This window comes from Streptomyces sp. M-16, assembly GCF_052114405.1.
Taxonomy (GTDB): domain Bacteria; phylum Actinomycetota; class Actinomycetes; order Streptomycetales; family Streptomycetaceae; genus Streptomyces.
Genome location: NZ_JBFRER010000047.1, coordinates 13,146 through 37,187, shown reverse-complemented (window position 1 = coordinate 37,187; position 24,042 = coordinate 13,146). Strand labels below are relative to the sequence as shown.

At 70.3% G+C, this 24,042-nt stretch carries 29 protein-coding genes and 1 pseudogene; 23 read left to right on the top strand and 7 right to left on the bottom strand.

Annotation, left to right across the window (positions count from 1 at the left end):
• The 3 genes from AB4039_RS21710 to AB4039_RS21700 are packed head-to-tail and all read right to left on the bottom strand — an operon-like array spanning window position 1 to window position 3,853.
• Window positions 1-1,053 carry a TniB family NTP-binding protein gene (locus AB4039_RS21710; RefSeq protein ID WP_442271547.1) on the bottom strand — a complete coding sequence of 351 codons (1,053 nt, stop codon included), beginning with the start codon at window positions 1,051-1,053 and terminating at the stop codon, window positions 1-3.
• Window positions 1,050-3,104, bottom strand: a complete 2,055-nt coding sequence (locus AB4039_RS21705; protein WP_442271546.1) for a Mu transposase C-terminal domain-containing protein — start codon at window positions 3,102-3,104, stop codon at window positions 1,050-1,052. The genes AB4039_RS21710 and AB4039_RS21705 overlap by 4 nt, the downstream gene beginning before the upstream one ends.
• A complete protein-coding gene (locus AB4039_RS21700) occupies window positions 3,101-3,853 on the bottom strand; it encodes a TnsA-like heteromeric transposase endonuclease subunit (RefSeq protein WP_442271545.1) in 753 nt (250 codons plus the stop codon). Before AB4039_RS21700 ends, AB4039_RS21705 begins: the two co-directional genes overlap by 4 nt.
• Window positions 3,854-4,117: 264 nt before the next feature.
• On the opposite strand from AB4039_RS21700, the gene AB4039_RS21695 reads away from it, so the two are divergent.
• The 8 genes from AB4039_RS21695 (at window position 4,118) to AB4039_RS21660 (ending at window position 8,113) form a co-directional block, all read left to right on the top strand.
• Complete coding sequence (locus AB4039_RS21695; RefSeq protein ID WP_442271544.1) at window positions 4,118-4,303, top strand: hypothetical protein; 186 nt, start codon at window positions 4,118-4,120, stop codon at window positions 4,301-4,303.
• An 18-nt stretch (window positions 4,304-4,321) separates the two neighbouring features.
• Window positions 4,322-4,732: a hypothetical protein gene (locus AB4039_RS21690; protein ID WP_442271543.1), complete on the top strand. Its 411-nt coding sequence runs from the start codon at window positions 4,322-4,324 to the stop codon at window positions 4,730-4,732.
• A gap of 153 nt (window positions 4,733-4,885) precedes the next feature.
• Window positions 4,886-5,341: a DUF3307 domain-containing protein gene (locus AB4039_RS21685; RefSeq protein ID WP_442271542.1), complete on the top strand. Its 456-nt coding sequence runs from the start codon at window positions 4,886-4,888 to the stop codon at window positions 5,339-5,341.
• Between the two features lie 173 nt (window positions 5,342-5,514).
• The gene (locus AB4039_RS21680; protein ID WP_442271541.1) at window positions 5,515-5,976 is read left to right on the top strand and encodes a hypothetical protein; all 462 of its coding nucleotides are present in this window, start codon (window positions 5,515-5,517) and stop codon (window positions 5,974-5,976) included.
• A gap of 44 nt (window positions 5,977-6,020) precedes the next feature.
• Window positions 6,021-6,356 carry a hypothetical protein gene (locus tag AB4039_RS21675; protein ID WP_442271540.1) on the top strand — a complete coding sequence of 112 codons (336 nt, stop codon included), beginning with the start codon at window positions 6,021-6,023 and terminating at the stop codon, window positions 6,354-6,356.
• Between the two features lie 33 nt (window positions 6,357-6,389).
• Window positions 6,390-7,193: a RapZ C-terminal domain-containing protein gene (locus tag AB4039_RS21670; protein WP_442271539.1), complete on the top strand. Its 804-nt coding sequence runs from the start codon at window positions 6,390-6,392 to the stop codon at window positions 7,191-7,193.
• Window positions 7,194-7,234: 41 nt separating this feature from the next.
• Window positions 7,235-7,651: a RapZ C-terminal domain-containing protein gene (locus tag AB4039_RS21665; RefSeq protein WP_442271538.1), complete on the top strand. Its 417-nt coding sequence runs from the start codon at window positions 7,235-7,237 to the stop codon at window positions 7,649-7,651.
• Window positions 7,652-7,756: 105 nt separating this feature from the next.
• Entirely contained in the window at window positions 7,757-8,113 is a 357-nt protein-coding gene (locus AB4039_RS21660; protein ID WP_442271537.1) for an HIT family protein, read from the top strand.
• Window positions 8,114-8,158: 45 nt separating this feature from the next.
• On the opposite strand, the gene AB4039_RS21655 is transcribed toward AB4039_RS21660, so the two are convergent.
• Entirely contained in the window at window positions 8,159-8,503 is a 345-nt protein-coding gene (locus AB4039_RS21655) for a hypothetical protein (RefSeq protein WP_442271536.1), read from the bottom strand.
• A gap of 471 nt (window positions 8,504-8,974) precedes the next feature.
• Here AB4039_RS21655 and AB4039_RS21650 point away from each other — a divergent pair, with 471 nt between their 5' ends.
• The 7 genes and pseudogenes from AB4039_RS21650 (at window position 8,975) to AB4039_RS21620 (ending at window position 12,462) form a co-directional block, all read left to right on the top strand.
• On the top strand, window positions 8,975-9,364 hold the full coding sequence (locus AB4039_RS21650) for a hypothetical protein (protein WP_442271535.1): 390 nt from the start codon (window positions 8,975-8,977) through the stop codon (window positions 9,362-9,364).
• A gap of 57 nt (window positions 9,365-9,421) precedes the next feature.
• On the top strand, window positions 9,422-10,495 hold the full coding sequence (locus AB4039_RS21645; RefSeq protein WP_442271534.1) for a DUF6292 family protein: 1,074 nt from the start codon (window positions 9,422-9,424) through the stop codon (window positions 10,493-10,495).
• Window positions 10,496-10,744: 249 nt separating this feature from the next.
• Window positions 10,745-10,993, top strand: coding sequence for a hypothetical protein (locus AB4039_RS21640; protein ID WP_266360505.1), 249 nt, complete (start codon window positions 10,745-10,747; stop codon window positions 10,991-10,993).
• A pseudogene (locus tag AB4039_RS21635) lies at window positions 10,974-11,297 on the top strand (WhiB family transcriptional regulator); the annotation flags it as partial. The gene AB4039_RS21640 and the pseudogene AB4039_RS21635, both read left to right, overlap by 20 nt.
• A gap of 9 nt (window positions 11,298-11,306) precedes the next feature.
• Window positions 11,307-11,822: a sigma factor-like helix-turn-helix DNA-binding protein gene (locus AB4039_RS21630; RefSeq protein ID WP_442271614.1), complete on the top strand. Its 516-nt coding sequence runs from the start codon at window positions 11,307-11,309 to the stop codon at window positions 11,820-11,822.
• Entirely contained in the window at window positions 11,819-12,118 is a 300-nt protein-coding gene (locus tag AB4039_RS21625; RefSeq protein WP_442271533.1) for a hypothetical protein, read from the top strand. The genes AB4039_RS21630 and AB4039_RS21625 overlap by 4 nt, the downstream gene beginning before the upstream one ends.
• Window positions 12,119-12,309: 191 nt before the next feature.
• Window positions 12,310-12,462 (top strand): hypothetical protein, encoded by a 153-nt coding sequence (locus AB4039_RS21620; protein ID WP_442271532.1) that lies wholly within the window; start codon window positions 12,310-12,312, stop codon window positions 12,460-12,462.
• A gap of 54 nt (window positions 12,463-12,516) precedes the next feature.
• Here the strand turns inward: AB4039_RS21620 and AB4039_RS21615 are convergent, their stop codons facing one another.
• Window positions 12,517-13,536, bottom strand: coding sequence for a DNA polymerase Y family protein (locus tag AB4039_RS21615; protein WP_442271531.1), 1,020 nt, complete (start codon window positions 13,534-13,536; stop codon window positions 12,517-12,519).
• Window positions 13,537-13,753: 217 nt separating this feature from the next.
• On the opposite strand from AB4039_RS21615, the gene AB4039_RS21610 reads away from it, so the two are divergent.
• Together AB4039_RS21610 and AB4039_RS21605 are read left to right on the top strand one after the other, a co-directional pair.
• Window positions 13,754-14,119, top strand: a complete 366-nt coding sequence (locus AB4039_RS21610) for a DUF6233 domain-containing protein (protein ID WP_442271530.1) — start codon at window positions 13,754-13,756, stop codon at window positions 14,117-14,119.
• Between the two features lie 114 nt (window positions 14,120-14,233).
• Window positions 14,234-16,885: a DEAD/DEAH box helicase gene (locus AB4039_RS21605; RefSeq protein ID WP_442271529.1), complete on the top strand. Its 2,652-nt coding sequence runs from the start codon at window positions 14,234-14,236 to the stop codon at window positions 16,883-16,885.
• Window positions 16,886-17,197: 312 nt separating this feature from the next.
• Here AB4039_RS21605 and AB4039_RS21600 read toward each other — a convergent pair whose 3' ends face one another.
• Window positions 17,198-17,692 carry a hypothetical protein gene (locus AB4039_RS21600; protein WP_442271528.1) on the bottom strand — a complete coding sequence of 165 codons (495 nt, stop codon included), beginning with the start codon at window positions 17,690-17,692 and terminating at the stop codon, window positions 17,198-17,200.
• A gap of 375 nt (window positions 17,693-18,067) precedes the next feature.
• On the opposite strand from AB4039_RS21600, the gene AB4039_RS21595 reads away from it, so the two are divergent.
• Complete coding sequence (locus AB4039_RS21595; RefSeq protein WP_442271527.1) at window positions 18,068-19,384, top strand: hypothetical protein; 1,317 nt, start codon at window positions 18,068-18,070, stop codon at window positions 19,382-19,384.
• Between the two features lie 494 nt (window positions 19,385-19,878).
• Here AB4039_RS21595 and AB4039_RS21590 read toward each other — a convergent pair whose 3' ends face one another.
• A complete protein-coding gene (locus tag AB4039_RS21590; protein ID WP_411107377.1) occupies window positions 19,879-20,079 on the bottom strand; it encodes a hypothetical protein in 201 nt (66 codons plus the stop codon).
• 298 nt (window positions 20,080-20,377) lie between these two features.
• Here AB4039_RS21590 and AB4039_RS21585 point away from each other — a divergent pair, with 298 nt between their 5' ends.
• The 5 genes from AB4039_RS21585 (at window position 20,378) to AB4039_RS21565 (ending at window position 23,949) form a co-directional block, all read left to right on the top strand.
• Window positions 20,378-20,776, top strand: a complete 399-nt coding sequence (locus tag AB4039_RS21585) for a WYL domain-containing protein (protein ID WP_442271526.1) — start codon at window positions 20,378-20,380, stop codon at window positions 20,774-20,776.
• Between the two features lie 239 nt (window positions 20,777-21,015).
• The gene (locus AB4039_RS21580; RefSeq protein WP_442271525.1) at window positions 21,016-21,357 is read left to right on the top strand and encodes a hypothetical protein; all 342 of its coding nucleotides are present in this window, start codon (window positions 21,016-21,018) and stop codon (window positions 21,355-21,357) included.
• Window positions 21,358-21,570: 213 nt separating this feature from the next.
• Entirely contained in the window at window positions 21,571-22,128 is a 558-nt protein-coding gene (locus AB4039_RS21575; RefSeq protein WP_442271524.1) for a hypothetical protein, read from the top strand.
• Window positions 22,129-22,338: 210 nt separating this feature from the next.
• Window positions 22,339-22,911 (top strand): hypothetical protein, encoded by a 573-nt coding sequence (locus AB4039_RS21570; protein ID WP_442271523.1) that lies wholly within the window; start codon window positions 22,339-22,341, stop codon window positions 22,909-22,911.
• Between the two features lie 207 nt (window positions 22,912-23,118).
• Entirely contained in the window at window positions 23,119-23,949 is an 831-nt protein-coding gene (locus tag AB4039_RS21565; RefSeq protein WP_442271522.1) for a hypothetical protein, read from the top strand.
• The last annotated feature ends 93 nt before the right edge of the window (window positions 23,950-24,042 follow it).

Below are 24,042 nucleotides of genomic sequence, written 5' to 3'. Positions count from 1 at the left end.
TCAGGCCGCCTTCGGCTTGTGGCCGCGCTTGGCAGCACTCGGTCCGGTCTGTGCCTGCTGGGCGGCATGGTCCAGCTCGACCTTGTCGAGTGTGCGTTTGGTGATCTTCTCCGTGCCGGTGTCGATCGCTTCCACCGCCGCCTCGCGGATCAGCTGGGACAAGCTGCCAATCAGTCCGCTGGTGCGTTCGTGCAGGTAGGCGTCGAGGGCCAGCAGCGTCCCAGGACGGTGAAGGTCAAGACGCAGCGAGCCCTCCATGGTGGCAATCAGAGCCTGCCAGCGCTCACGGTCGGCGCGGTTGCGGCGGCTGAAGGCTTCGGAGGGAACGACTGTGTAGCGGCCGGCGATCTGCTGGCCCCGGATCCCAAGGAACAGCGTGCTGGTTTCGATGCCGAGACCTGCAAGGACAAATGTGGCCGCAATCCTCTCGGATAGGTATTTGAGCTGGTCGGAGGCTTCGGCGCCGGTGCGGGTGGACAGGTCGAGGTTGTGGATCTCGTCAACCAGGACGAGGGTGGTGCCCAGTCTGCCGAGCAGGTCGCAGACGGCGTTGGTGATCTGGACCTGGCTCATGCGGTGGTGCAGCGGGATACCGAGGAAGCGGGCGAACTCGGCCGCGAGCATCTTCGGGGTGGCGGCTGGGGGGACGGTGACGAAGACGACCGGCAGTTGTGTGGCGGCTGCGGGGTTGCGGCGGCGGGCGAGCTGTTCGACGTTCTTGCCCAGCTGGGTGATCGCGGTGGTCTTCCCGGTGCCCGAGGAGCCCGAAACGATCAGTCCTCGGCGGGCTGAGATCTGGTGCCGGTTGAGCAGGATGCGCTTGCGGCCGGTGGTGACGACGCTGCGAATCGTCGGGGTGGCCACGACGACAGAGCGCGTGTGATAGTCGATCCGGGCCTCTCGGTAGGACTCCAGCTCATCCTCATCCAGGACCGTTCCGCGAGCCAGTGGCGGAGGAGGCTCGATGATTTCGTCGACGAATGCCCGCCATCCCTCTTTTGTGGTCAGCGTCGAGTACGGGTTGTCAACGCTGTCTGGCTCTTCCTCGCTCACAGGCGGTTCCCGTCGGTGAAGGCATCAAAGATGCCGAAGGGGATGACATTCGAAGGCGCGTTCTGCATGACGTTCTCGTCTTCAACGTCCGGCTCATCCGGGGGCGCGGGCGGGAGAGCCGGAACGGGCCGGGCGGGCTCCAAAGCGGCCCGGGTGCGGGCCGCGACTCGGCGGTCCGGGCCGGCTTCCGCCCGGGTCAGTAGCCGTTCGACGGCGTCCGCAACAGTGGCCTGATCTGTGTCGTCCCGGCCGCGCAGGGCAAGCAACTCGCGGGCCCGCCGCCAGGTGAAGTCGGCGAACGGCGCGGTGACCAGATGCCGGTGCGTCCATGGGGCCGTGATCCATCGCCCCGTGCGCGTGTCGCGTACCCAGACTTGCGACAAGTCGTACGGGTCGTAGTGGACTTCCCAAAGCCCGCCCTTGTCGTCGACGCCGGACGGGCGCCGACGCAGAGGGTTCAACTCCGCGCAGTTGTAGGTGCGGTGGTCGATCCGGATGCCGTAGTCGTTGACCGACCTCCAGACCACGGGCAGCAGCTCCAGATAATCTTCCCCACTCAGCGGCATGGGCAGATAGCCGGTCCGTGCGACCAGTAGCGCGTAGGCGTCGTTGGGTGACATTGCGCGGCCCGGCAGAAAAGGACTGCGAAGCCCGTCGTGGGGCCGCTGCTGCCAGCAGGCCACAATCCACTCCTGCAACAGGTCGTCCAGCTCGGCGAGAGTCCAGACCGCCTCGACCTGGGTCCCGCGGCGGGTCACGTTCGGCCCCGTATATCCCGCGACATGCTGGCAGAACAGAGTGTTGATTGACGAGAACGTCCGCTCAACTACCCCCTTGTCGGTCGGCGTCGCAGGGCGGGAGGGTTGGACGGAGACACCCAGTGACCGGCAGGCTGAGATAAAGGTGTCGGAAACGAACACCTTGCCGTGGTCGATGCCGATCGTTTCCGGGACGATCACCGGCTTCGCGGCCGCGAGCTCCAGCCGAGCGTCGACATCCAGTAGCCGCGTGTGCGGGACCAGCGTCGACGACATCGCGAGAGCGTCCGCCCAGCCCGGTCGCATCGGCTCCGGAACCAGCATCTTCGCCAGCAGTAGCGCGGCATCCACCGCCTTCGTGCCCGCTGGCCGGAGCGCGGCCGCGCAAATCGTCCGCGTCGCCAGATCGACGGCGATCGTCAGTTCAGGCCGGCTCGTCACACCGTCCTCCAGCACGACCAGTACATCGAGCGGAGTGGTGTCGATCTGCACCATCTCGCCTGGTCGGCAGGCAGCGGACGGGGTGAACGCCCCCTGCGGTCGGCGAGCCTGCGACCTGCGGGACGTGGCTTCACCGAACGCATGCGTGCCTTCGCTCATCGCTTCGACAAGCCGGTAGAACGTCGACTTCGACGGCATCGAGACCGTCCCTGGGCCATGCCGCTCGGCCAGTAGAGCCTCAACCCGGCGTCGCAGTCGGCTGCGGGTTCCGGTGGACTCTTGCACCTGCGCGGCCAGCACCTCCGCGACGGCCGAAACCACCAGCTCATCCGTCCGCCCAGTCGGCGAGGACAGCCGGGTTCTGCGATGGTCCACCAACCCCCAAAGGCCCTGCTCGCGATAGCGCTTGCGCATTCGGCGGACCGTGATCGGACTCGCCTTCCAGCCCAGCGCGATCAGTTCCACCGCCTTCGCAGCCTCGCGTTCCTGAAGCGTCCGCGTGGCCGGGTCGTACTCAGGCAGTGGCCGGGCGTCCGGGGCGGCGTCCACCGGCCTGCCGAACTCCACCTCCGTCACATGACGTTCCCAGTCAGCGGCTCTCTCCGCCTCTTGCTTGGGCACCATGTCCAGCAGCGCGAACGGCGGCATCCGGGGCGGTCCATGGTGTTGTTCGACGAGTTCGAATCCCTCGGAAGTCAGGAGGTGAGAGAACAGGACCAGACTCGCTGTCCCCACCTCGTCAGCCAGCCGCACTGTCGTTCCGGACAGTCCCACCACTGTGTGCAGCCGTCCGTCAATCCGCACCCGGTCACCGACCCGTAGTGCGGCCCGAGCCTGTGGGCGTCTGGTCATGGCTCCTCCACCCGTGTCACCAGCGTCGTATCCGTCAGCGGCCGCGACAGATCCGCTCTCAGTCGGCCCTGCCAGAGCAGATGGAAGACCACGGGCAGTACCGCGATCGGATCACCCACCAGTGCGGCCTGGCCCACCAGGGGAGACGGCACCGAGAACAAGGCGAGCAGCCGGTCGACCACCCGCTTTGAGGCTCCGTGGCGGGGATGCCGATACCCCGCTAGCCAGCGGACGTTCGCAATCCGGACCGCGTCCACCTCGCCGACAACCCGGTAGCCCCACCCCACCGAGGCGCAGGCCGCCCGCGTTCCCGCGAACGCGGCTGCCGACCGATCGTCGATCCTGTCCAGTGGACGGCAGTCCACCACCAGACCCCGCCCGTCTTCAAAGCGCGCGAAGTAATCCGGGGCGTGCGAGGCCACCTTGCCCCGTCCGTTCTCCCAGAACAGCCAGAACGGTTGCGACAGAACCCCGTTCACCTCCGGCGCAAAGTCCAGGAGCATCGCGTGATCCCGCTCCAGCCAGGACTCGAACCCCACATGCCCGCCCGTCGTCGCCGACCAGTACAGACCCGGGAAATGCCGCTGGCCCCGATACGACGGAAACCCCCGCACCGGGAGGCCTGCCTCGAACGCCACCATGGCGACCTCGGAGAGCGGACGCCGGTACTCACCCCCGGCATCGCGCCAGCCAACCTCGAACGCGTCCACTCCCGCCGGCGCCGAACCCGCCAGCCCACGCAGCCCCATGTACGCAACTGTCCAGTTCCCCAGGGACTGAGCAGACCGAATGGGACGAAACCCCTCATGTGGGTGATCCCCAAGGGTCTGCTGGTCAGAATCAGAGGGGCTCTCTCACCTCGCTGATCAGAACCAGCGAGGTGTGCTCAATTCCATCGGGAACGGACAGCGCTGTCCTGAAGTTGGGCCCGCCTGCCCCCTTGCGTCTGTACGTGATTGCGTACACTATGGAGTTGTACGCAATCACGTACAGTTCGCCTCGGGAGGGGACCCATGATGAACGGCGCCGCCACCGGCATGACGCTCGGCGAACTGCGCACCGCCATCGGCAACTTGCCCCAGGAGGATCAGGACCGCTTCTGGCGAGAGCTCGACGAGGTCCTCTTCCCCCAGCTCCCGCTCTTCCTCCAGCGCTGGATGACCGGCGCCCAGAACGGCTACGCCCCCCGCCCCCACTGACCGCCACGGAGTCACCCGATGCTCAACATCCAGCCCAGCGAGACCCAGTCCGGCACCTTCACCGTCAGCTGGACTCGGGACGACGACCCCGACGGCCACCTCTTCCAGGCCCTCACCGACGGCCACCTGGAGGGCGCCCTGGAAGCGCTCGCCGACCCGACCAAATTCGGGGAGACCGCCGCGACCGACGCCCAGGCCCTGGACCGGCTCCGGTCCGTCCAGTGGATGCTCGACCGCCTGGAGCGCCGCCGCGGTGCCCTGCTCGTCGCCCTCCGCGACCGCCGCGACGCCGACCCCGCCGCAGGGGCCAGCTGGGCCGACCTGGCCAGGGCCCTCTACCCCGAAGACCCCGACCCCCAGCGCCTGCGCTCCAAGGTCCAGACCCTGCACGCCGCAGGGCTCAGGAAGGCCGGCCGCCCGCCGCAGTGAGACCGGCCTCACCCCCGCAGCGCACTTCACTGTGCGCACGGAGCAGAACCGCGGCACCACCATCGAAATGCCCCCGGAGTGGCCGCCAGGTCGCCAACCACTCAGCCGGCCCCGCCGGGGTCCTCCCAACCACACGCCGACAGGAGACAGGCCGTGATCACCACCTCCGTGCTGTTCGCCACCGCGTTCATCGTCATGTACGCCGCCCATCTGCTCGCCGACTCCCCCTTCCAGACGGACACGCAGTCGGCCCGGAAGGCCGGATGGACCGAGCTCGACTCCCGGGAGCGCGCGGTTCGCCACCACCACGGCTGGGGCGCCAACCAGGCCCACGCCGGAACGCACACCCTCATCACCCTGGTGCTGCTCCTGGTGGTACCCGGCTGGGCTCTGGGCCTCCCGCTCTCGGTGGCCGGCCTCGTCGCCGCACTCGGCTGGATCCACCTCTCGCATGGCCTTATTGATCGCCGTTGGCCGATCGCCTGGTGGATGGAGCACGCCAACCAGAGCTCCTTCAGGGCTCGCGGAGGGGCGGCCCATGTCGACCAGGCCGCCCACATCGCCCTCGGCCTCCTCCCCGCCGCGCTGCTCCTGGCCAAGCTGGGCTGACCTGGCGATAGCCCCCTCCCTGGCGCAGGGAGGGGGCTATCGCGTTTCCAACTCGCACAACTTTTAGGCGGGTTGGATCCGGCATTCTCGTGAACCCCCTTGCATCTGTACGTGATTACGTACACTATGGAGCTGTACGCAATCACGTACACCATGACTCCGGGGAGACTGCCGTGACCCTGATTAACGCCGACAACCACCGCGTCCACGCCGTCCCGACCTGGATGCCGCTGACCAACGAGCAGATCATCCGCAGCGCCGCCTTCCACGAGGCCGCGCACACGGTCGTCGGCATGGCCCTCGGCGGACGCTGCGAGAGGCTCTCCGTCTTCCCGGCGCAGCTCGCCGACGACCGCCTGCTGACCGCCGAACTCGCCGCCATCCCCCGCGGCACCCACGACCGCGACACCGCCATCAACTGCTGCGCCGCCGCCGGGTTCACCATCGCACTGACCGGCGACGCCCCCGCCGACCCGGACCAGGGCACCACCTGGACCGAGGTCACCAAGACCACCACGGACATGGTCAACGACCTGTGGCCCGCGATCACCGCCCTCGCCGAGGCCCTGCTCCAGGCCCCCGGCCTCGCCCTCACCGGCGACGCCGCGGCCGCCATCACCCTCCCCCACCTGTAACCGACTCCCACGCCGACAAGCCCGGCCACGACCAGGAGGACACCATGGACAGCTCCAAGGACATCGCCCGGATCACCGCCATCGAGACGCCGGCCGTCCGCGCCGACACCTCCGAGCTCGCCGCCCTCGCCCCGGCCGCCGCGGCCGCGCTGCGCCTCCTCACCGACGCCATCAAGCGCGGCGCCGACTACGAGAGCATCGTCGACGCCCTCAAGGACGCCCAGCTCCACGAGGCCTTCGCCGGGGTCCTCGACGCCGCGAGCGCGGCGGTGATGGACCAGCTCGACGACGACGACCCGTACGACTTCGACATCCGCCTGGAGGGCGACAACCTCTCCGGCGCCGCCAGCGAAATCCGCAACGCCTTCCGCTGGCTGTAGCACCACCCTCACCGCCAACGAGGAAGGACAGCGATGACTCCCCGTCTCACCCCCAAGCGCCTCAAGGCCCTCCAGAACGCCGTCGCCCACCCGAAGGGCAACATCGGCCCCCTGATCGAGACCACGAACGCGGGGAAGAAGATCTGGCTCACCGCCGCCGACGAGATCGCGCTGGAGGAACTCGGCTACGCCGACAGCATCGACGACTGCGGCCACACCCAGGGCAGCCCGGACCCCGACAACGTCCACCGCGGGCACCCGCACTTCTTCGCCATCACCGACGCCGGCCGCCAGGCCGTCACCGACGCCGCCCGCACCCCGCCGATTCGGGCAACGGGCAACCCCTCCCGCACCCGCAAGACGACCGACAAGGTGGAGAACATGACCGAGCGCACCGGCACCATCGAGATCGTCTCCTTCGGCTACCTGCACGGCGCCCCCGACGACGCGCACCTCACCATCGACCTGCGCCACCACTTCCGCGACCCGCACGTCAGCCCCGAGCTCCGCTACATGACCGCGCACGACGCCCCCGTCCGCGCCGCCGTCATGACCACCCCCGGCATCAAGCAGCTCGTCACCGCGACCGTGATGCAGATCGAAGCGTTCCTCACCGGGCCCTCCGCCTCCGGCCGCCTCGTCCGCGTCGCCGCGGGCTGCGCTGGCGGACGTCACCGCGCCGGCACGGTCGCCCTCGCCCTCCAGGCCGCCCTCTCCGGCGACCAGAAGACCGCCACCGAGCTCGGCATCGCCGACCTCGCCCAGCCGTACGCCGACCGGCACCTGGACGTCACGCTCCTCCACCGCGACCTCGACAAGCCCGTCGTCGAACGCTGAACCGCCCATCCGTTCCGCACACGACGAAGAGGACCACGACCATGAACTACGGCACCAGCGAACAGCCCTGGATCCAGATCGAGACCTTCGGCTTCGACCACGGCGTCCCCTCCACCCTGACCGGGGCCCTCCTGATCGACCTGCGCAACGCGCCGCTCCAGGACCCCGCCGACGAGGCCGCCCTGGCCGACCGTGACGGCATGGACGAAGACGTCGTCGGCCACGTCATGGAGTCGCCCCGCACCTTCACCCTGCTGTCCCGGACCGCCGACCAGGCCCAGGCCCTCCTCGACCACAACGCCAAGTCGAACCTGACCGTGCGGGTCCTCGTCGGCGACACCGAAGACCGCACCCGCGCCGTCGTCGTCGGCGACGCCCTCGCCGAGATCCTCACCGCCCGCGGCATCCACACCAGCGTCGAACACCGCGGCCTCACCCCGCCCGCCGCGCAGAACTAGCCGTGTCCGGGACTGCTCGTAACAGCCCCGGACACGAAGGACAGCACACCACACCACTCCAGGCCCTGCCCACCGGCAGGGCCTGGGCTCGTCCAGGGGAGTCCCATGCCCGACAACTGCGTCTTCTGCGACATCGCCGCCGGCCGCGCCCCAGCCACCCTCGTCCGCCGATGGCCCCAAGTCCTCGCCATCGTCCCGCTGGACCCGGTCACCCCCGGCCACCTCCTCGTCCTGCCGTACGAGCACGTACCCAACGCCGGAACCGACCCGCTCCTCAGCGCCCTCACCATGGCCGCCGCCTCCGAGCTCGTTGCCGAACTGCCGAGCGCCAAGGGCCGGCCAGCCACCCAGTCCGTGGACCACGTCCATTTCCACGTCCTGCCGCGCCGATCCGGCGACGGCCTGGCACTGCCCTGGGCCCCACCGCGCGCCGCTGTTGCGCGAGACGAAGCCCCGTCCTGAACACCAGCAACCTGGACATGTCCGCAAGCGCGCCCCCGCCGGTGGTCAGCCCGCGCGGACGGGGCCGTGGAGTTCTTCCAGCTCATCGGCCATGTCCAGCAAGATGCCGAAGGTGAAGCCGGGGAGTAGCTGCCCCACGTCTGCCAGGACCAGGAACGCCATCTGCTCGTCCTTCCCGGTCAGCTCCCCGGTACCCCTGCGCCGGAGGGCGGACAGGACCCGCTGATATGCCAGGCGCGGCAGCTGGCTCTCCACCGTGCACAGCAGCTCGACGGCGAGCCCGAGGCCCGGCGGCCAGTCCTTCCGCTCCAGATACTCATCCAAGACCAGCTGCAGCATCTCGTGCCGGTACCGGCCGGGACGCTCCAGAACACCCCTCGTCCTCGTCATGGACTACGGCATACCGCCAGACGGTTCTCTGAACGGTGCGACCCGGCCAGGCATCCCCAGCCTTCACCACATCGAGGTAGCGGCGCAGCACGGCGCCGGGTCGAAGACGATCCGCATCGCGGCCTCCAAGTCGTAGATGCTGCAACGAGGCTAGCGCAGGGACGCCCCACCGGAACCCGGAAGGCGAAGAGGTGCGAAGGCCGGCTGCCGCACAGCGGCGCCCTGTGGCTGGCGGAGACGAAAGCGGCCGGCGCCCACTTCCGCCGAGGCGGGTGGCAAGGGCGCCGGCCAACCGAAAACACACACTCCGGGAGACCCGAGAGGCGTATCTCACCTCCGAGTGTATCCGTACGCCGCGGCGTTGCGGACCCACTCCACTTGCCAACGGTGATGTAAGCTGGGTAATGTTGTCTTGTTCGCGGGTGGTGGCAGCCCGCGGCACCGAACTCACACCGACATCCTGGAGGCCCCGTGTCCTTCTCCCTCACCCACTCCGCCGGCACCGTGACCCAGGCCGAGGACGCCGCATCCGCCTGGCCGGCCACCGCCGCGGCCGCCGATGCCGAACTCGCCCGCCTCGCCGAGCTCCTGGCCGAGGCCGGCGTCACCGTCCTCCCCGACGCGGGCGTCCTGGCGGTCCCCGGCCTCGCCGCCGGCATCCGGGTCCGCACCACCAGCAACCCGCCGCACGCCCTGTATGTCATCGCCGCTGGCCGCATCACCCCGCACGCTGGCGCCGACAGCGCCTTTGCCTACCTCCGCCCGCTCATCGAGGCGGCCGCCCGCCCCTGCGACGGATGCGGCGCCGAGGCCTCCAAGCCCTGCAACCCGAACTGCCTGCCCGACCCCTCGACCGACTGACACCCCCGCCTGGCGGGGCGCCAGCAGCGCCCCGCCACCCCGCATTGGAGGACGAAGATGATTCGCGCAGGACGCCTGAAGTACGTCCGGACCATGGGCGACCTCGCTGCCGCTCAGGGTAAGGAGCTGGGCACATTCCGCAACCAGAAGCTGCACAAGAAGGAAGGGCATCCGGCGCCGATCAGCTCTCCGAAGGCCCGGAACCAGCTCTGGGACGGAGCGCAGACCCAAGCCTTTTACACGGGCAAGCCCATCCCCAAGCTGCCCCAGATCGACAGCGCGGAGGATCTCCTGGACCGCCACGAGGCCGCCGAACTACTCGGTATCAGCCCCGTTACCTGGAACACGTACAAGCGCGACAAGAGCCTGACCGACGGCGTGGTTCTCGTGCCGGACGAGGACGGAACCGAGCACTGGCCCCGCCGCCTGGTGCTCGCCTACAAGGACAGCCGGCCGGGCCGCGGCGCCGGCGGCGGCCGCCGCCAGGGAAGCGGCGACATGATCCCCCGCGACGAGATCCTGCCGCGGATCGCCGAGCTCTTGGACGCCGACCCCGCCGTCACCGTCGAGACCGTCTCCGACACCCTCGGCATCACCAAGTTCCCCACCGCGCAGTCCGGCCTGGCCACCCTCCGCGGCCGCAGGATCGCCGACCTCGTCGAGAAGCAGCCCGGCCTCGACCTGAAGGACGCCGCTCTCCAGCTCGGCTACCCCGCCATCACCCACCGCGCCGCTGTCGCGTTCGCCGAGCGGGAGCTCCGCGCCCGCGGCGCCCGGCCCTACCTGCAGCACGCCGCCGACGTCCTGGCCGCCGCCGGCATCGCCCAGCAGGCCCAGATCGAGATGCGCCAGCTCGACGGAGGCGCCGTGGCCGCCGCCGTGCTGCTCGACACCAACCAGCCGACCGCCGCCGCGGTGTGGGACTCCCGCTACGGATGGCGGACCTCGACCAGCCGCCGGCACCCCATCGGCAAGGACACCGACACCGCGCCCGAAGGCGAGGGCATCCGCTACCTGGGCAGCGGGCTGAGGCCCGATCCCGAAGAGCTCCTCGCCGCCCTGCGAGACGGGCGCAAGGGCACCAAGCGCCCCAAGGCGGCCACGGACGAGCCCATCAGCAGCGAGGACTGAGGGCGAGACATGGCGGCCGAAGAAGAGACCTGGGCTCGGGAGCCGAGGCGGTCACGCGGGTCCGAGAGCACCTGGCCAACGTTGCCCATGGGGTCCGTCTCCTGAGCCGCGCCCAGGCCGAAACCGCCGCCGCTTCCGCTGCAATCGAAGATCTTTAAAAAAAGATGCGGATCGGACGTCACGTTGGGGGTTCCTCGTAGGCACTAATCCTCAACAGCGTTCCCCAGACGGCCGATCGGAGTCCCGGCGATGCAGGAATATGAGATTGCGGCTCTCACCGTTGGCCTCGGCTACCTGGTGAGCGTCGTGCGGACGTGGATTCGGGTCCGCGGGCACACCAGCATGGCGCACACCCGCAGTCACCACCGCGGCGAGATGATCCGGGGCCTGCCGGTCGGCAGCCGGTTCACGGATGAGCACGACAAGATCACCGTTGAGGTCGGGAAGCCGCAGACGGCCGAGCAGCAGGGGGACGCCAGTGTCACAGTGGATCGATGAATGGTCAGAGGTAGCCGCTTGCCGCACCGCTGACCCGGACGAGCTCTTCGCCAAGGGCCCAGCACAGGCCCGGGCGAAGGCCGTATGCACCGGCTGCCCCGTCAGGACGGAATGCCTCGCTGACGCCCTCGACAACCGGGTGGAGTGGGGCGTGTGGGGCGGCATGACGGAACGAGAACGCACCGCCCTCCTTGTGCGCCGCCCTACGGTCACGTCGTGGCGCACCCTGCTGAAGACCGCACGGACCGAGTACGACTCCAGCGCAAAGATCATGGTGCTGGACCGGACCGACACCGCGGCTGAGTCCCTGAACATGCCGACGCAACCCGCTCCGGCCCCAGACCGGTCTGTCGAGCAATACGAGGCCTTCTTCCGGGAGCGGTTCACGTCGGCGGTCGGACTCCTGATCGTCGCGGGCGCAGATCGGCACAGCGCCGAGGACGCCGTCCAGAGCGCCTTCGTGGAGCTGAACCGGGTGTGGTCTTCGGTGACGCACCCTCACGCCTGGCTACGGACCACGGCGTGGCGGCTGTGGCTGAAGGCCAAGGGGAAAGAAGCCACGTGGTCATCGGACCCCCACGACCTGCCCGACGTACCCGTGCGCGACCGAAGCGGTGACGTCGTCGAGCAGATAGACCTCGTGCAGTTGCTGGGGCGGCTCCCTACTCTCCAGCGCACGGTCATGGCCTTCGAGATCGACGGATCCACGTCGGCGGAGACCGCCGAGGCCTTGAGCATGCCTGCACCCAACGTCCGTCAGAATCTGCTCCGCGCACGTCGCAACCTCAACCGCATGCTGCAAGAAGAGGACGCTGGAGGCGCACTATGACGAACCCCACGAACAGCGCTGCCCGGTCCCTGGATGAGGCCCTCGCATCGTCCATGCACCGCCTGACCAACCACCTGGACGCGACCACCGATGTTGAGGGGCGACTGACGGCCGCACGCTATGCCGCAGCCCTTCCCCCCGCACCGCGCGTGAAGACCAGCCTCGACGCGTTCCTTGCCCAGGGCCGTCGAGAGCTGCACGCGACTCTGGAGGCCACGACCGATGTCGAGAGCCACCTGATCTTGACTCGGAGTGAGATCGACTTGGGGCAGCAAGGCGACGTCACGAACGAGTAGGCCCTGGACAGCATGCGCCGGCTCGCCGTACCTCACACGAGCGGCGGCCGGCCGCGGCCGTCGAACCCAGCGACCGGGCGTCCTCGGACGCAGTGCAGCACCACTGGGGCCGGTGCCGCTGCCTGGCTCGGGTGTACTTGCGAGGCGGCTGCGTGCTCGTCCGTCTCGCGCGCGTGCCGAACCGGCGCCCCGTGCAGACTCGCGTCGAGAACGGCGTCCTCCTCGTCACCCCCACCAGCCAGGGAACAACCCTGCGCCTGGGGCCCGCCGAAGACGGCAGCACCCACCCCCTTCGCCCGGTGAACGTCGCGACGCGCAAAGTCCTCGACAGCTTCCACTGCTGACCGGGCGCTCGGAGCGGGTCCCGGCCGGACCTCTGGGCGCCCGCACCGAACGCGTCAGCCGGCCTGCCGGTAGCTGGCCGCCGGTCCCACCGTGCCGGAACCAAAACGGGCGTTGAGCAAGTCGATCGCCTTCTCCGCCTGTAGCCGCCGCTCGCGGCCCTGGTCGAAGGACAGCTGCTCGGCAACCGCGGCCGCGTCGACCAGCTGCTCACAGCGCAGCGCGATGCCGCGCACCCGGGCCCGCTGGAAGCCCAACGCCCGATACATCTCGTACGCGGTGTCGCGGAGGTCCTCGGTGTGCGCGCTCGGGCCGCCGGGGAGCTGGCGGCTGCGGTGGACCTGGGAGCGGTCGGCCAGGGTGACGGTCATCGTGACCGTCCTCGCAGCCTGCCGCCGGGTCCGCAGCCGGTCCCCGAGCTCCACCGCCAGCGACAGCAGCGCGGCATGCACGGCCTCGGGGGAGAGGGTGTCGAGGGCGAACCGCCGCTGCGCGGCCGTGCTGTGCGGAAGCTCCGTGGGCACCACCACCCGGCGGTCGATGCCGCGAGCCACCTCGCGCAGTTGCCGGCCCGCGCGCCCGCCGAGGACTCGCTGCACGGTCGCCTCCGGCAGCTGCGCCAGCAGACCGATCGTGTGCACCCCGAACTGGACCAGGCGCTGCTCCTGGGCGCGCCCGATGCCGTAGAGCTCCCCGACCGGCCGGTGGTGCAAGAACGCGGCCACCTGCTCCGGTGCGGAGCCGACGGCGACCAGGCCGCTGCGCGCGGCATCGCGGGAGGCCATCGCGGCCACCGACCACGTCGGCCCGACCCCGATCACCACCGGCAGCCCGTACAGCGCCATCGCCCGCGTCTTGATCATCAGCCCGAGCTCTGCCGGGTCCCGGTCGAAGAACCGGATGCTCCCCGACACGTCCGCTGCCAGGACCGACGGCGGGATCGCCTGGACCACCGGGGTCACGTCCGCCACCAGGCCGAGGAGCAGCCGGTACACCACCGGGTCCACGTCCACGGGGCAGCGCAGATGCAGGATCGGGGAGCCGGCGCCCACCGGATCCCTCTGCTCGTCGTCCACGGCGACACCTCCCGAAGCCACCGTATCGAAAACTTATTCGAACAAGCACGCCGGAAAGCGGAACGGGGGATTCGAACAGAGATACGATATCGAGGTGATCTACAGTCTCCTGCCCCGAACGCGCCGCCCCGGCCCCACACCGGGCCGCCCGGTGCAGCCGACCGGGGGGATCGTCACCACGGAAGACCACCGCCGGCCCCGCAGGAAGGCGTAGGCGATGGCCTCCGGACGCGACCTCGACTGGCTGCTCCCGCCCGACGTCGAGCGACTGCGGACGCTGGAGCGCTGGTGCCTGGTGCTGCTGGAGCTGATCCGCGGCCGCATAGCGGAGATCGAACGCGGGGACCGCGTCGCCGAAGCCGCACGGAACGGGCCCGCCGTCACCCCGCTCAACGAATGGAAGCTGGAGTACCCCATCGGCAGAGGAGGGCGCATGCTCGTCCACACCGCCGACTGCCGCCTCGCCTCAGGCCGTACGCGGCCCACCACCCGCGAGCAGGCACTCGACGCCCTCCGCCAGCCCCAGGTCGAAACCTGCTCGATCTGCCCAGCCGCCCAAGAACTCGGCAACACCGACCCCTGAGTGCCGTCGCTCCTGGCATCGGAAGTTCCGCCGACGGCTGAGCGAGGCGGGACTACGATCACTGCGTCGAGGAGCGGAACGTACGCGTCGGCATCCGGCGCCGAGGGGGTCAGCGTGGACGACAACAAGCAGCCAGTCCGATTCCGGCAGCGCGCGAAGCAGGTGACGGCGCCGCCGACACCGGAAGCCCTGTTCGGCGTGCTCCCGCGTACGACCACCGGCCACGGAGCGTTGTGGTCCCACCAGGCCGACATGCTGCGCGCCTACGCCTCACCCGAGCTCCTGAACAAGCCGGATGTCGCCCTGGAGCTCCCGACCGGCTCGGGCAAGACGCTGGTCGGTCTGCTCCTCGCGGACTGGCGGCGGCGCTACTTCAAGCACCGTTCGGTGTACGCCTGCCCGACCAAGCAGCTCGCCCACCAGGTCTGGACAGCCGCCCGGGCCCAGGGCGTACCGGCCGCTCTGTTCATCGGCGGTCGCTCCGACTTCTCCGACCAGGACCTCGCCCGCTACGAGGGCGCCGACGCCGTGGCGATCACGGTCTACAGCCACGTTTTCAACACCAACTCCGCCTTCCCGGACGCCCAGAGTCTGCTCTTTGACGATGCGCACGCCGCCGAGAACTACGTAGCGGACGCCTGGGCGGTGGACATCCCGGCCGCGGCCAACCAGTTCACCTCGCTGCTGGACGTCTTCGGCGACGACCTCGACCCCCACCTGGTGACCCGGCTGACCGACCGGCACAGCGGCGCGGAAGTCCGGCTGGTGCCGGCGACGGCGGTGGCCAAGCACGCCCCCGACCTGGACAAGGTGCTCTCGACCCTGTCCGGCAACGCCTCGTACCGGTTCAAGATGATCCGCCCGCACCTGCGCGCCTGCCTCTTCTACGTCAGCCCGCAAGGCTGGTACATCCGGCCGATGCTTCCCCCGACGTTCACGCACGATCCGTTCACCGGCCCCCAGCAGCGGATCTACCTCTCCGCGACCCTCGGTGAAGGCGGCGAACTGGAGCGGGCCTTCGGCCGACTGAAGATCAGCCGGATTCCGGCGCCGCCGGAGTGGGAGAACATCGGCAGCGGCCGCCGCTTCTTCGTCTTCCCCGACCTGGCCGAGTCGACCCAGGACCCCTTCGGCCCCGCCGGACTGCACGCCGCAGACCCCAACCCGCCAACCCCATCCGACACGGCCGAGGCCCCTGCCGACCCCGAGATCAAGGGCGGTCTCGTGGGCCAGCTGATCGCACTGCGCGGCAAAAGCGTCGTGCTGACACCCGACAAGAAGTCGGCCACCAAGATCGCCGACACCCTGGACATTCCTCACACTGAGCGATTCCAGCCCGGCGACACCCTGGACGGACTCCAACCGTTCAAGAAAGCCCAACGAGGCATGCTGCTCGCCCCGAGCCGATTCGACGGCATGGACATGCCCGACGAGTCCTGCAGCATCATCCTCATGCACGACCTCCCCAACAGCCTCCACCTGCAAGACCAGTTCCTGCAGACCCGGCTGCGCGCCGGCCGCGTCGCGCAGGAGCGGGTCCGCACCCGCGTCATCCAAGGCGCCGGACGCTGCACCCGCGGACCCCGCGACTTCGCCCTGGTCATCGTGACCGGGCGCGAACTCCAGCGCTTCCTCTCCCGCCTCGACGTCCGGGAAGGCCTGCCTCCCGAGCTCCAGGCCGAAATCGCATTCGGCCGCGACAACAGCCAAGTCGCCCCATCCGACCTCGTCGCCCTGGCGCGCAGCGCCCTGGACCGCGACGAAATCTGGCAGGAGGACGCCGAGCCGGACATCGTCGAGCGCCGCTCCGAGTGCATCAAGCAGGAACCCGCCTACGTGGCCAAGCTGGCCGACAGCGCCGAGCACGAGGTCCTGGCCTGGCAAGCCGCCTGGCTGGAGGACTGGGACGCCGCCTCCCAGCGCGCGGTACAGGCTCTCAACCTCCTGACCGGCGAAGAACTGCGCCCGTACCAAGCGATGTGGGCCTACCTCGGCTCCGCGTGGGCCCGGCTGGCCATCGGGGCCCCGGCGGCTCCGGCGCGCGCCGAGCAACTGCTGGACCGAGCCCGGAAGGCAGCTATCGGTACCACGTGGCTGCGGGAGATCGAGGGCCAGGCGGACGCCGAGCCCGAGCTCGGCGTCGTGGACAGCGAGGCCGTGGCCGCTGTCGCCGAGGCCTACCGGTCCAAGAAGCTCAAGACGGCCGCCAAGTACGAAGCCTTTGCCACCGAGATGCTGGCCAACCTCGGAAACCGAAACGCCACCAAGTACGAGCAGGGCCTCGTCTCCCTAGGTGAACTCTTGGGGGCTCGCTCGTTCAAGTCGTCGGACCAGGGCCGCGAGGACGCGGCCTGGCTGTGGCCCTCCTGGTGGCTGACCGTGGAGGCCAAGAGCGAACAGAAGTCCGAGGGCGGGATCAGCCTGAACGACATCCGGCAGACCAACACACACCTGCAGCAGCTTGCCGGAGACCAGCAAGTCGACAAGCCGCCGGCCGACAGCATCAGCGTCATCGCCTCACCCAAGGGCATCGTCTCCGACGATGGGGTAACCGGCGCGCTGCCACACCTCTATCTCGTCTCCCCGGAGACGATTCTCGCGCTTGCCATACGGGCGACACAGGCGTGGACCCGGATCCGCGGGGCCGCGCCGGCCGGGGTCGAGGGGGACGACCTACTCACCGTGGTCGCGCAGGCCCTGCGCACCAGCCGGGTGCTGCCCTCCTACGTGAAAGAGACGATGACCGCCGACCCCGTCCGCGCATAGCCTCCCGGAGTCGCTCGCTCCGATGCGCCAGCTGCGCCGAGACGAACGCCCGGCCCTTCACAGGGCCGGGCGTTCTCATCCCGCCGGAGAGAGCCTGTGTGCTTTGTGCTGACCAGCTTGCCCCGGCTCGTTGGAACGGCTTGCCCACGGGATAGGCAGGCTTGCCCAGGCGGGTGGACCAGGGCTTGCCCAAGAGACGGACAGGCTTGCCCGGGCCGTATAACACCAGCTCAAGAGGCTTGCCCACAGGGTGAAGGAGCGGGTGATCGCAGCGGCTGGCTCGGACCCAGCTGTAGCCCGGGGTCGGGACGGTTAGGCGCTGTGCGGATCGTGCAGGATCGTCGCCCAGCCGGCCACGTCCTGCGGTACGCCGAACCCCATGTCGACGTTGCCGAGGAACCCGGTGGACACGCGCATGTCCCGCAGCGCCATCCTGTACCGGCCGACGAGCACATCGCCGACCCACACCGGCAGGTCCGGCTCGGCGACGCCCTCCTGGACGGGGGCGAAGCTGGTGTCGATGTCGCCGGGCAGGGGCTCCAGGAGCAGCGCGACCTTGGCCTGGGCGTCGAAGTCGCCGACGGCCGCGGCCGCGCGGACCCAGGTGTCGGAGACCGGAATCGGGGCGCCGATCATCTGGCCGTGGACGAAGAGCCCGAGGTTGTTGTCCACCACGTGTAGGGCGGTGGGCACCGGCAGGTTCGGGATGTCCTCAGCGGAGTCGGCCGCGAGCAGCAGCATCGCGTTGTCCTCGTCGCGGCCCATCATGGCGCCCGGAATGACGGCGGTCGTGAAGTGGACGGTCATGCGCCCAGAGCCTAGTGCCGGCAGGTGACACCGGCGCCGGACCGCCGATCACCCGGCGAGAGAGCACAGGCCCGGCAACCGGGCGGGAGCCCCCGCCAAGCCGGCCGCCCGTCGGTAGACTTGCCCGGTGCTCTCCGCGCAAGCGGAGGTGGGCCGCTGACGATCAGCCAGGACGGTCTGTGCGCACGCTGCTCCCCGCCGGCGCGGGGGTGTGTCGAAGGACGGCACGGCTTCCCGACGGAAGCTCGTCCCCGCGGTCGCGGGGCTCACGGTCCAGTCCCTCCTGTTGCCCTGCCCGCGCGGGGCCTCCCCTTCTGACCCACGGCGTAGCGCCGTCCTCCCCGCGCTGGTGGGGTGATCGAGAGGTGATCTTCCTTGTCCCGCATCACGGTTCCCACGGTTCCCGACGACGCCGATATCTACCGGTCCTGGCGCCAGCTGCTGACCGACCTGGACACCGCGGCCGAGGGCCACCGGGCCCTGGCCGGCCCGGAGCTGGGCCAGGGTGCCGTGGTCGAGGTGCCCCCCGGCACCCTGCTGCTCGTCGTCGACGAACGCCGCACAGGCTGGGCCGAGACCCGCCTCGGCCGCCCCTACCCGGTCATGGACGCCGCCGTCGCTCTCCACCTGGTCCACACCGACGGCACCCTCCAGCCGCTGTGGCAGCGGCGGTTCGCCCAGGCCAAGTCGATGTTCGGCGCCGCCGCCCGGAAGATGCTCGACAAGCACCTGACCGCACACCCGCAGCCCGCGGACCCCGAGGTCGAGGAGATCACCCCCGGGCCCGGTCGGCCGAACATCAAGGCGGAGCCGTGCGTCTGGTGCTCGACAACCGTGGCCGTCCGGGCAGGCCGGCTTCTCGGCCGGGGCCCGGACGCCGTGGTCGAACACCGGCGAGGCAGCTGCCCCGCCCCGGGCCCGGTGACCGCCGGCGCGCCCTGCGCGCTGTGCCAGGCGGCCGCGGCCCCGCAGACGGCCCACTACGTCCAGATCCGGCAGGCCCCCGGCCCCGGCCGCTGGGAGGTGCAGCACGTCGGGACCTGCGATCAGCAGCCCACCCTGGAGCAGTACGAACAGCGGCAGGCCACCCTGGCCGGACAGCGGGCCGCCGAGCAGGAACAGGAGGCCAAGAAGAAGGCCGCAGCTGCGCAGCGGAAGGCCCGGGCCGACGAGAAGAAGGCCGCGCGGGCGGCCGCGGCCAGGGAAGCCGCCGGCGCGAACGCGCGGGCGGTGGAGGAGCACGGCTTCATCTCGGCCGTGGACGTGCAGACCCCGTACGACAAGGGCGTGCGCGGATCGGGGCCGACGGCGGCCCGCATGCGGATCGTGGAACGGGCCCTGGCCCTCGGCGACGGGCAGTCGGTCACTGCGTGGGACGTCGAGGTGCATGGTCCCCAGGCCGACGAATTCGCGGACGCCCCCGGACGGTTCTACCTCCTGGAGGACGCCCGCGCCGAGTACCAGCGGCACAGCTGGACCGCGGACCTCCCGGCCTACCCCAGCACCAGGAGCTCCGCGCCGCTTCCGGCAACCTGTCCCACTCCCGACGTCGACCACTGCGGCAACTGCGGGACGACCGTCGCGATCGGCGGCTGGATGATCGCCTCCCTCGGGCTGTCGTGCCCCGACTGCTACGACGTGATGCCCGGCGAGCCCGGCCGCCACGACCTCCGGTACCACCGCCAGAGGTAGGAAGGAGCCGGCCCGCCCGGTGCGCTGCCGTGGTGGGCAAGCCCATGCCGCGGTGCCTCTGCGGCAGTTGCACCGGAGGGGGGCTGGAGGGTTGCTTGCAGAGGTGCACTAGGAGTTGCACCGGAGGTGTGACCGTGAGTGGGACCCCCACTTTTTCGATCTTGAGCGTTATGCCTGGTCAGGCCCCGTGGGCAAGCCCCCTCGCCGCGACGACACCTCTTTCTCCGCGATAGCCGGAGGAAGAGGCCTGATTCTTCTCGGGGCCGGGCCGGCCTCGACCATCACGGTCCATCCCAGCCCAGCTCAGGCCAGCACGGACCCGGCCCCCGGCTCGCTCCGCAGCCCGGTCCCGCTCGCCGGCGCCCGCTCTGCATCCGCCGCCGCCCGCTGCCCGCCCCGGCCAGAAACGCCGCGTGCGCTCCCGATCGAAGGCTGTGCCCGGACATGCCGAAGCGGCCCCGCCGGAAGGCGGGGCCGCTTCGTGTGGAGCTTGGTCAGTGCATGTCCCAGTCGACGCAGCGGCGCTGGGGGAGCGGCGGCTCGACGCCGAGGCGCAGTGCCAGCCGGACCGCCGCGCGGTCCCGCTTGTGTGCCGCCTGCTGGTACCACTTCCTGCTCCCGTCCTTCAGGTGGGAGATCCACGGCCGCTCCTGGGACTGCAGGTGCGCGGGGCGGTCGTTGTAGGTACGGGCCATCTCGGGGCTCCTCGCTGTGGATTTGTCGTAGTGCGTGTTTCGCGGTCCTGACCGGCTGCCACCGCCGATCAACTGAGACAACTATAACCATTACTCGTCACTTTGGTCAAGTGGGAGTGGCGTGGTGTCGCCGTCCGGCGCGATGCGGGCGGCCGAATGGGTGAATGCGAAATCGGGGCGAGGAAAAGACCGTTCCGACTTCCCGAAAGTGATGTGTGTGAGTTATAGTTGTCTTGTTGGTCGGGAGTGGCACCCGGCCAACACCCCCACCGAACTCACACGCTCCAGGGAGAAACCCGTGTCGAACTCCATGAAGATCACCGCCGGTCAGACCACCACCCGCACCCTGACCGACCTGATCCGCGCCATGGACGGCGAGCGCGCCACGACCATCACCTATGTCGACAGCAAGGGCGAGGAGTCGGTGCGCACCATCGAGATCCACAACATCCTCACCACCAGCAAGGGCGGCATCATCGTCCGCGCGATGTGCCGCGCCCGGGGCGAGATGCGCACCTTCACCCTGGAGCAGATCAAGGCGTACACCATCCACCGCATGCGCTTCGTGCTCGCCGTCCCGGAGGAGAAGGCGGCCGAGGTGTTCCCGCTGGCGCACTTCGTCTTCACCCCTGAGCAGATGATCGACATGGAGCTGGAGCGCGACTACCCGGCGCCCAAGCTGAAGCTCGCCGCGTAGGCGAGCGGGGGCCCGCCCGCCGGGCGGGCCCCCGCTCGCCCTCCCCTGGGGCCGGGGATCGGCTGCACGGAGGGGGCGCCCCCGCCACGCCCCGGGCGGATCGAATTCCGCCCGGGATACCCAAACTGACCAGTGCTTATGAATGAGGAGTCATGGCAGACCAATTCCGCGAGACGACGGTTCGTGTAGCTGGTGCTGACCACCGGGTCCGCACGGACATCGGAGGCAGGGTCCGCACCGTGGCGCAGCTCGAATCCGCTCACACGAAGGCCGTCAAGGCGAAGATCGCGGAGCTGCGCGGGGCCAACCTCCCCGCCTACCGGGCTGCGGCCGTCGCCGCTGAGGCGGCCTCGCAGCGTGTGGGGAAGCGGTGGCTTGAGGAGCAGGGCGCGGTTCGTGCCCGCGCCATCGTCCGGCGCGCTGAGCGCGGAACGTTTGTGTCGCACGCATCCGCATGGGCTGCAGACCTCCGCCCGACGCCCAAGTTCCGCTTCACGGGTGAAGTTCCTGACTACCTCGTGGAGGTCGAGCCCAACCACTACGCGACGCCCGACGCGGTTGAGCAGTTGTCGCTGATCTAGCCGGAGCCACTCGCGGCGGGGCGCTGCGCATCGGCGTCCCCGCCGCGCCGCACGGCCTTTCCCAGGCAACCTCTCTAGCCGCCTGGCTGTGCCGGGCTGGCGGAATCGCCCCCCGCCCGCCCCCGGCACCTCTCCCGCTGAGACCCGTGCCACGCCCGGCCCACGTCGCCCCCGCCCCGGGGCGATCCACCCTCTCTCGACCCTGGAGGCCACGTGCCCGCTGCCGACTCGTACGAATGGCGAACCGCGCCTTGCCCCGAGTGCGCGGATCCCGCTGCCCGCCTCGTGCCCGGTGACAGCGACCGCGCCGACATCCTGCTGTGCACCCGCTGCCCCGCGCACGGGCGGCTTCCGTACCGCGACCCCGCCGACATCCGCGCGCCCCTCCCGTTCGGCGTCCTGCTCGCCATGCGCGGCGGGGCGCTGCACATCGGCGTCCCCGCCGTACCGCACGGCCTCAACGCGTACACCCGCTCGGTCGTGGCGCTGGCCACAGAGCGCGGGCTCCTTCCCGTGTGGCGCTCCTCCATCCGGCGCCACCACGTGACCCTGGCTGCGCCCGGCCCCGAGGGCGGTTGGGGGTGGATGGAGGTGGGCGCCCGCTCCGGGAAGATCCTGCGCGCTACCGTCCACCCGCACGGGCGCAGTGCGCCTGGGATCCGCGCCGCCGGGCCGCGTGCCGTCCGTCAGCTGGTGGCGCGCCTCTGCGTCCCGGGCGCGGCGGACGATTGCGGAGCGGTTGTTCCGGGCGCTGCGGCGGCTTCTCGCTGACATCTCCGGGCGACGTCGGCCCTCGCGGCCGGCGGGGCCCGGAGGGTAGGGGCCGCCGGCCGTTCCCGACCCAGGAATCTGACGAGCAATCAGGGAAGAGGGCAGAGTTGCGCGAGTGATGAAACGTGGGTATTGTTTTCTCATCGGGACGGGGTCCCGAGGCGGCAGTGGCAGCCGCACACCGAAAACGCACCACCCAAGGAGATCCTCGTGAACACCTCCCGCGCCGCGTACGCCGTCCTCGACACCGCCCGCCGCCTGTTCCCCGGGGCCGCGACCGTGGACGTCTACAACTACGGCGGGACCACCCGCCTGGACGCCTTCAAGGCAGACACCGAGCACGACCGGACGCTCCCGGGCTTCACCGTCCGCTCCGTCCGTACGGCCCTGGACGGCGCCGCCGAGGCGTACGCGGCGCTGGCCTTCGGCCCCCGCTCCGCCTGGCCCAAGCACTTCACCATCACCCACACCGGGCCCCTCGACGTCACTGACGCCGACCGCACCGCCGGGGACCACGTCTTCAACGGCCGCGTCTGGACCGGCATCGGCGAGCAGGCCATCCAGGCAGCACACGACATGCTCGACTACCGCCGCGAGATGGGCCGCTCCGAGCTCATGCGCGTGGTCTTCGGATTCCAGTACGACGTGGCAGTCCGGAACCTGGAACTGGCCACCGGCGCCCCGAAGGGATATCGCCTCTTCGCCCTGGCCCGCTCCATCGTCAAGCACAACCCGGTGAGCCCCCGCTCCGCCTGGGTCGCGGCTGGCGCCGTCACCCGATAGCCGCTCCTCTCCGGCCCGGGCCGCTGATCCACGCGCGCCCGGGCCCTCCAGCGGGGGCGCCTCCAGGGCGGGGTCCTTCGGCAGAGCCGCCCCCGCCCGCGCGTCCCGCGCCCCGGCCCCGCAGCACGTCCACCCGGGCCCGGGCGCGCCCCAGCACCTCGCGGCAGTGGCAGCCGCACCACCGAACACGCACCCCTGAAGGAGACCGTGTTGCACCCTCCCGCGCATCACCCGCACCTCCCCGCCCCGTCGCGTGGCTCCGGCCCCCGCTCCGCCCGCAAGCGCAGGACGGTCCTCACATGGGGCCTGGGGGCGGACTCCACGGCCAACATCCTGCGGTTCATCAACGACCCGGTCGGCAATGGCCTGGAGCCGGACCTGTCCGACCTCGTGATCGTGCACGCCGTCACGGGCGACGAGTTCAGCGACTCCCTGTCCTACGCCGACCGCCTGGTCCTGCCGCTCCTGCGCGCCTGGCGGATTCGCCTGGTCCAGGTCTGCCGCGGCGGCCCCCGCGACGCCGACGGCGTCCTGGTCCTCGACGACTCCCGCGCTCCCCGCCGCATCCACGCGGTCGTCGACCAGGGCGGCGCGCCGGTCGACGCCGAACCGCAGTGCCTCGGCGACGACGAGCGGTGCCGGGGCGCGCAGCAGAAGGGCCCGACCTGGCGATCGGTGCGCACCGTGTACGAGGGCCCGCGCGAGCGGGCCGAGGGACTGGTCACCCGGTTCGCCGGGCGCTTCCCCGACCGCGTCCGCCTGGTCGACGGAGAGGCCTCCGGGATCCGGCGCGCCCACTACCTGGACGACCCGGAAGGCCTGCCGCACGCCGAGGCGTTCATCGTGGCCGCACCTGCGGGCGTCGCGGACAAGCAGCGCCCGGGGTTCGAGAAGCGCTGGAAGGAGCACACCGGGAAGAGGCCGGTCTTCCGGCCGCTTCGCGACCTGCCCGAGCCGGCGCCGCGTAAGAGGTCGGCCGGCGGCCCGGCGCCGCTGCACCGGGCCAGGGTCATCGGGGACGTGCTCTTGATCGCGTGACTGCACCCCCTTGCGAAGTGATGAATAGCATGTATAGTTGTCTTGTGGTTCGGCGGTGGCAGCCGACCACCCGGAAACGCTCAACTCGGAGGC

What these genes read in the sequence shown, in the direction of transcription:
- AB4039_RS21690 (WP_442271543.1), top strand. Translation starts at nt 4,322, where the DNA reads ATGCTCAACATCCAGCCCAGCGAGACCCAGTCCGGCACCTTCACCGTC.
- AB4039_RS21660 (WP_442271537.1), top strand. Translation starts at nt 7,757, where the DNA reads ATGCCCGACAACTGCGTCTTCTGCGACATCGCCGCCGGCCGCGCCCCA.
- AB4039_RS21645 (WP_442271534.1), top strand. Translation starts at nt 9,422, where the DNA reads ATGATTCGCGCAGGACGCCTGAAGTACGTCCGGACCATGGGCGACCTC.
- AB4039_RS21625 (WP_442271533.1), top strand. Translation starts at nt 11,819, where the DNA reads ATGACGAACCCCACGAACAGCGCTGCCCGGTCCCTGGATGAGGCCCTC.
- AB4039_RS21590 (WP_411107377.1), bottom strand. Translation starts at nt 20,079, where the DNA reads ATGGCCCGTACCTACAACGACCGCCCCGCGCACCTGCAGTCCCAGGAG.
- AB4039_RS21610 (WP_442271530.1), top strand. Translation starts at nt 13,754, where the DNA reads ATGGCCTCCGGACGCGACCTCGACTGGCTGCTCCCGCCCGACGTCGAG.
- AB4039_RS21600 (WP_442271528.1), bottom strand. Translation starts at nt 17,692, where the DNA reads ATGACCGTCCACTTCACGACCGCCGTCATTCCGGGCGCCATGATGGGC.
- AB4039_RS21695 (WP_442271544.1), top strand. Translation starts at nt 4,118, where the DNA reads ATGATGAACGGCGCCGCCACCGGCATGACGCTCGGCGAACTGCGCACC.
- AB4039_RS21630 (WP_442271614.1), top strand. Translation starts at nt 11,307, where the DNA reads ATGCCGACGCAACCCGCTCCGGCCCCAGACCGGTCTGTCGAGCAATAC.
- AB4039_RS21670 (WP_442271539.1), top strand. Translation starts at nt 6,390, where the DNA reads ATGACTCCCCGTCTCACCCCCAAGCGCCTCAAGGCCCTCCAGAACGCC.
- AB4039_RS21665 (WP_442271538.1), top strand. Translation starts at nt 7,235, where the DNA reads ATGAACTACGGCACCAGCGAACAGCCCTGGATCCAGATCGAGACCTTC.
- AB4039_RS21655 (WP_442271536.1), bottom strand. Translation starts at nt 8,503, where the DNA reads ATGACGAGGACGAGGGGTGTTCTGGAGCGTCCCGGCCGGTACCGGCAC.
- AB4039_RS21705 (WP_442271546.1), bottom strand. Translation starts at nt 3,104, where the DNA reads ATGACCAGACGCCCACAGGCTCGGGCCGCACTACGGGTCGGTGACCGG.
- AB4039_RS21640 (WP_266360505.1), top strand. Translation starts at nt 10,745, where the DNA reads ATGCAGGAATATGAGATTGCGGCTCTCACCGTTGGCCTCGGCTACCTG.
- AB4039_RS21700 (WP_442271545.1), bottom strand. Translation starts at nt 3,853, where the DNA reads ATGGGGCTGCGTGGGCTGGCGGGTTCGGCGCCGGCGGGAGTGGACGCG.
- AB4039_RS21675 (WP_442271540.1), top strand. Translation starts at nt 6,021, where the DNA reads ATGGACAGCTCCAAGGACATCGCCCGGATCACCGCCATCGAGACGCCG.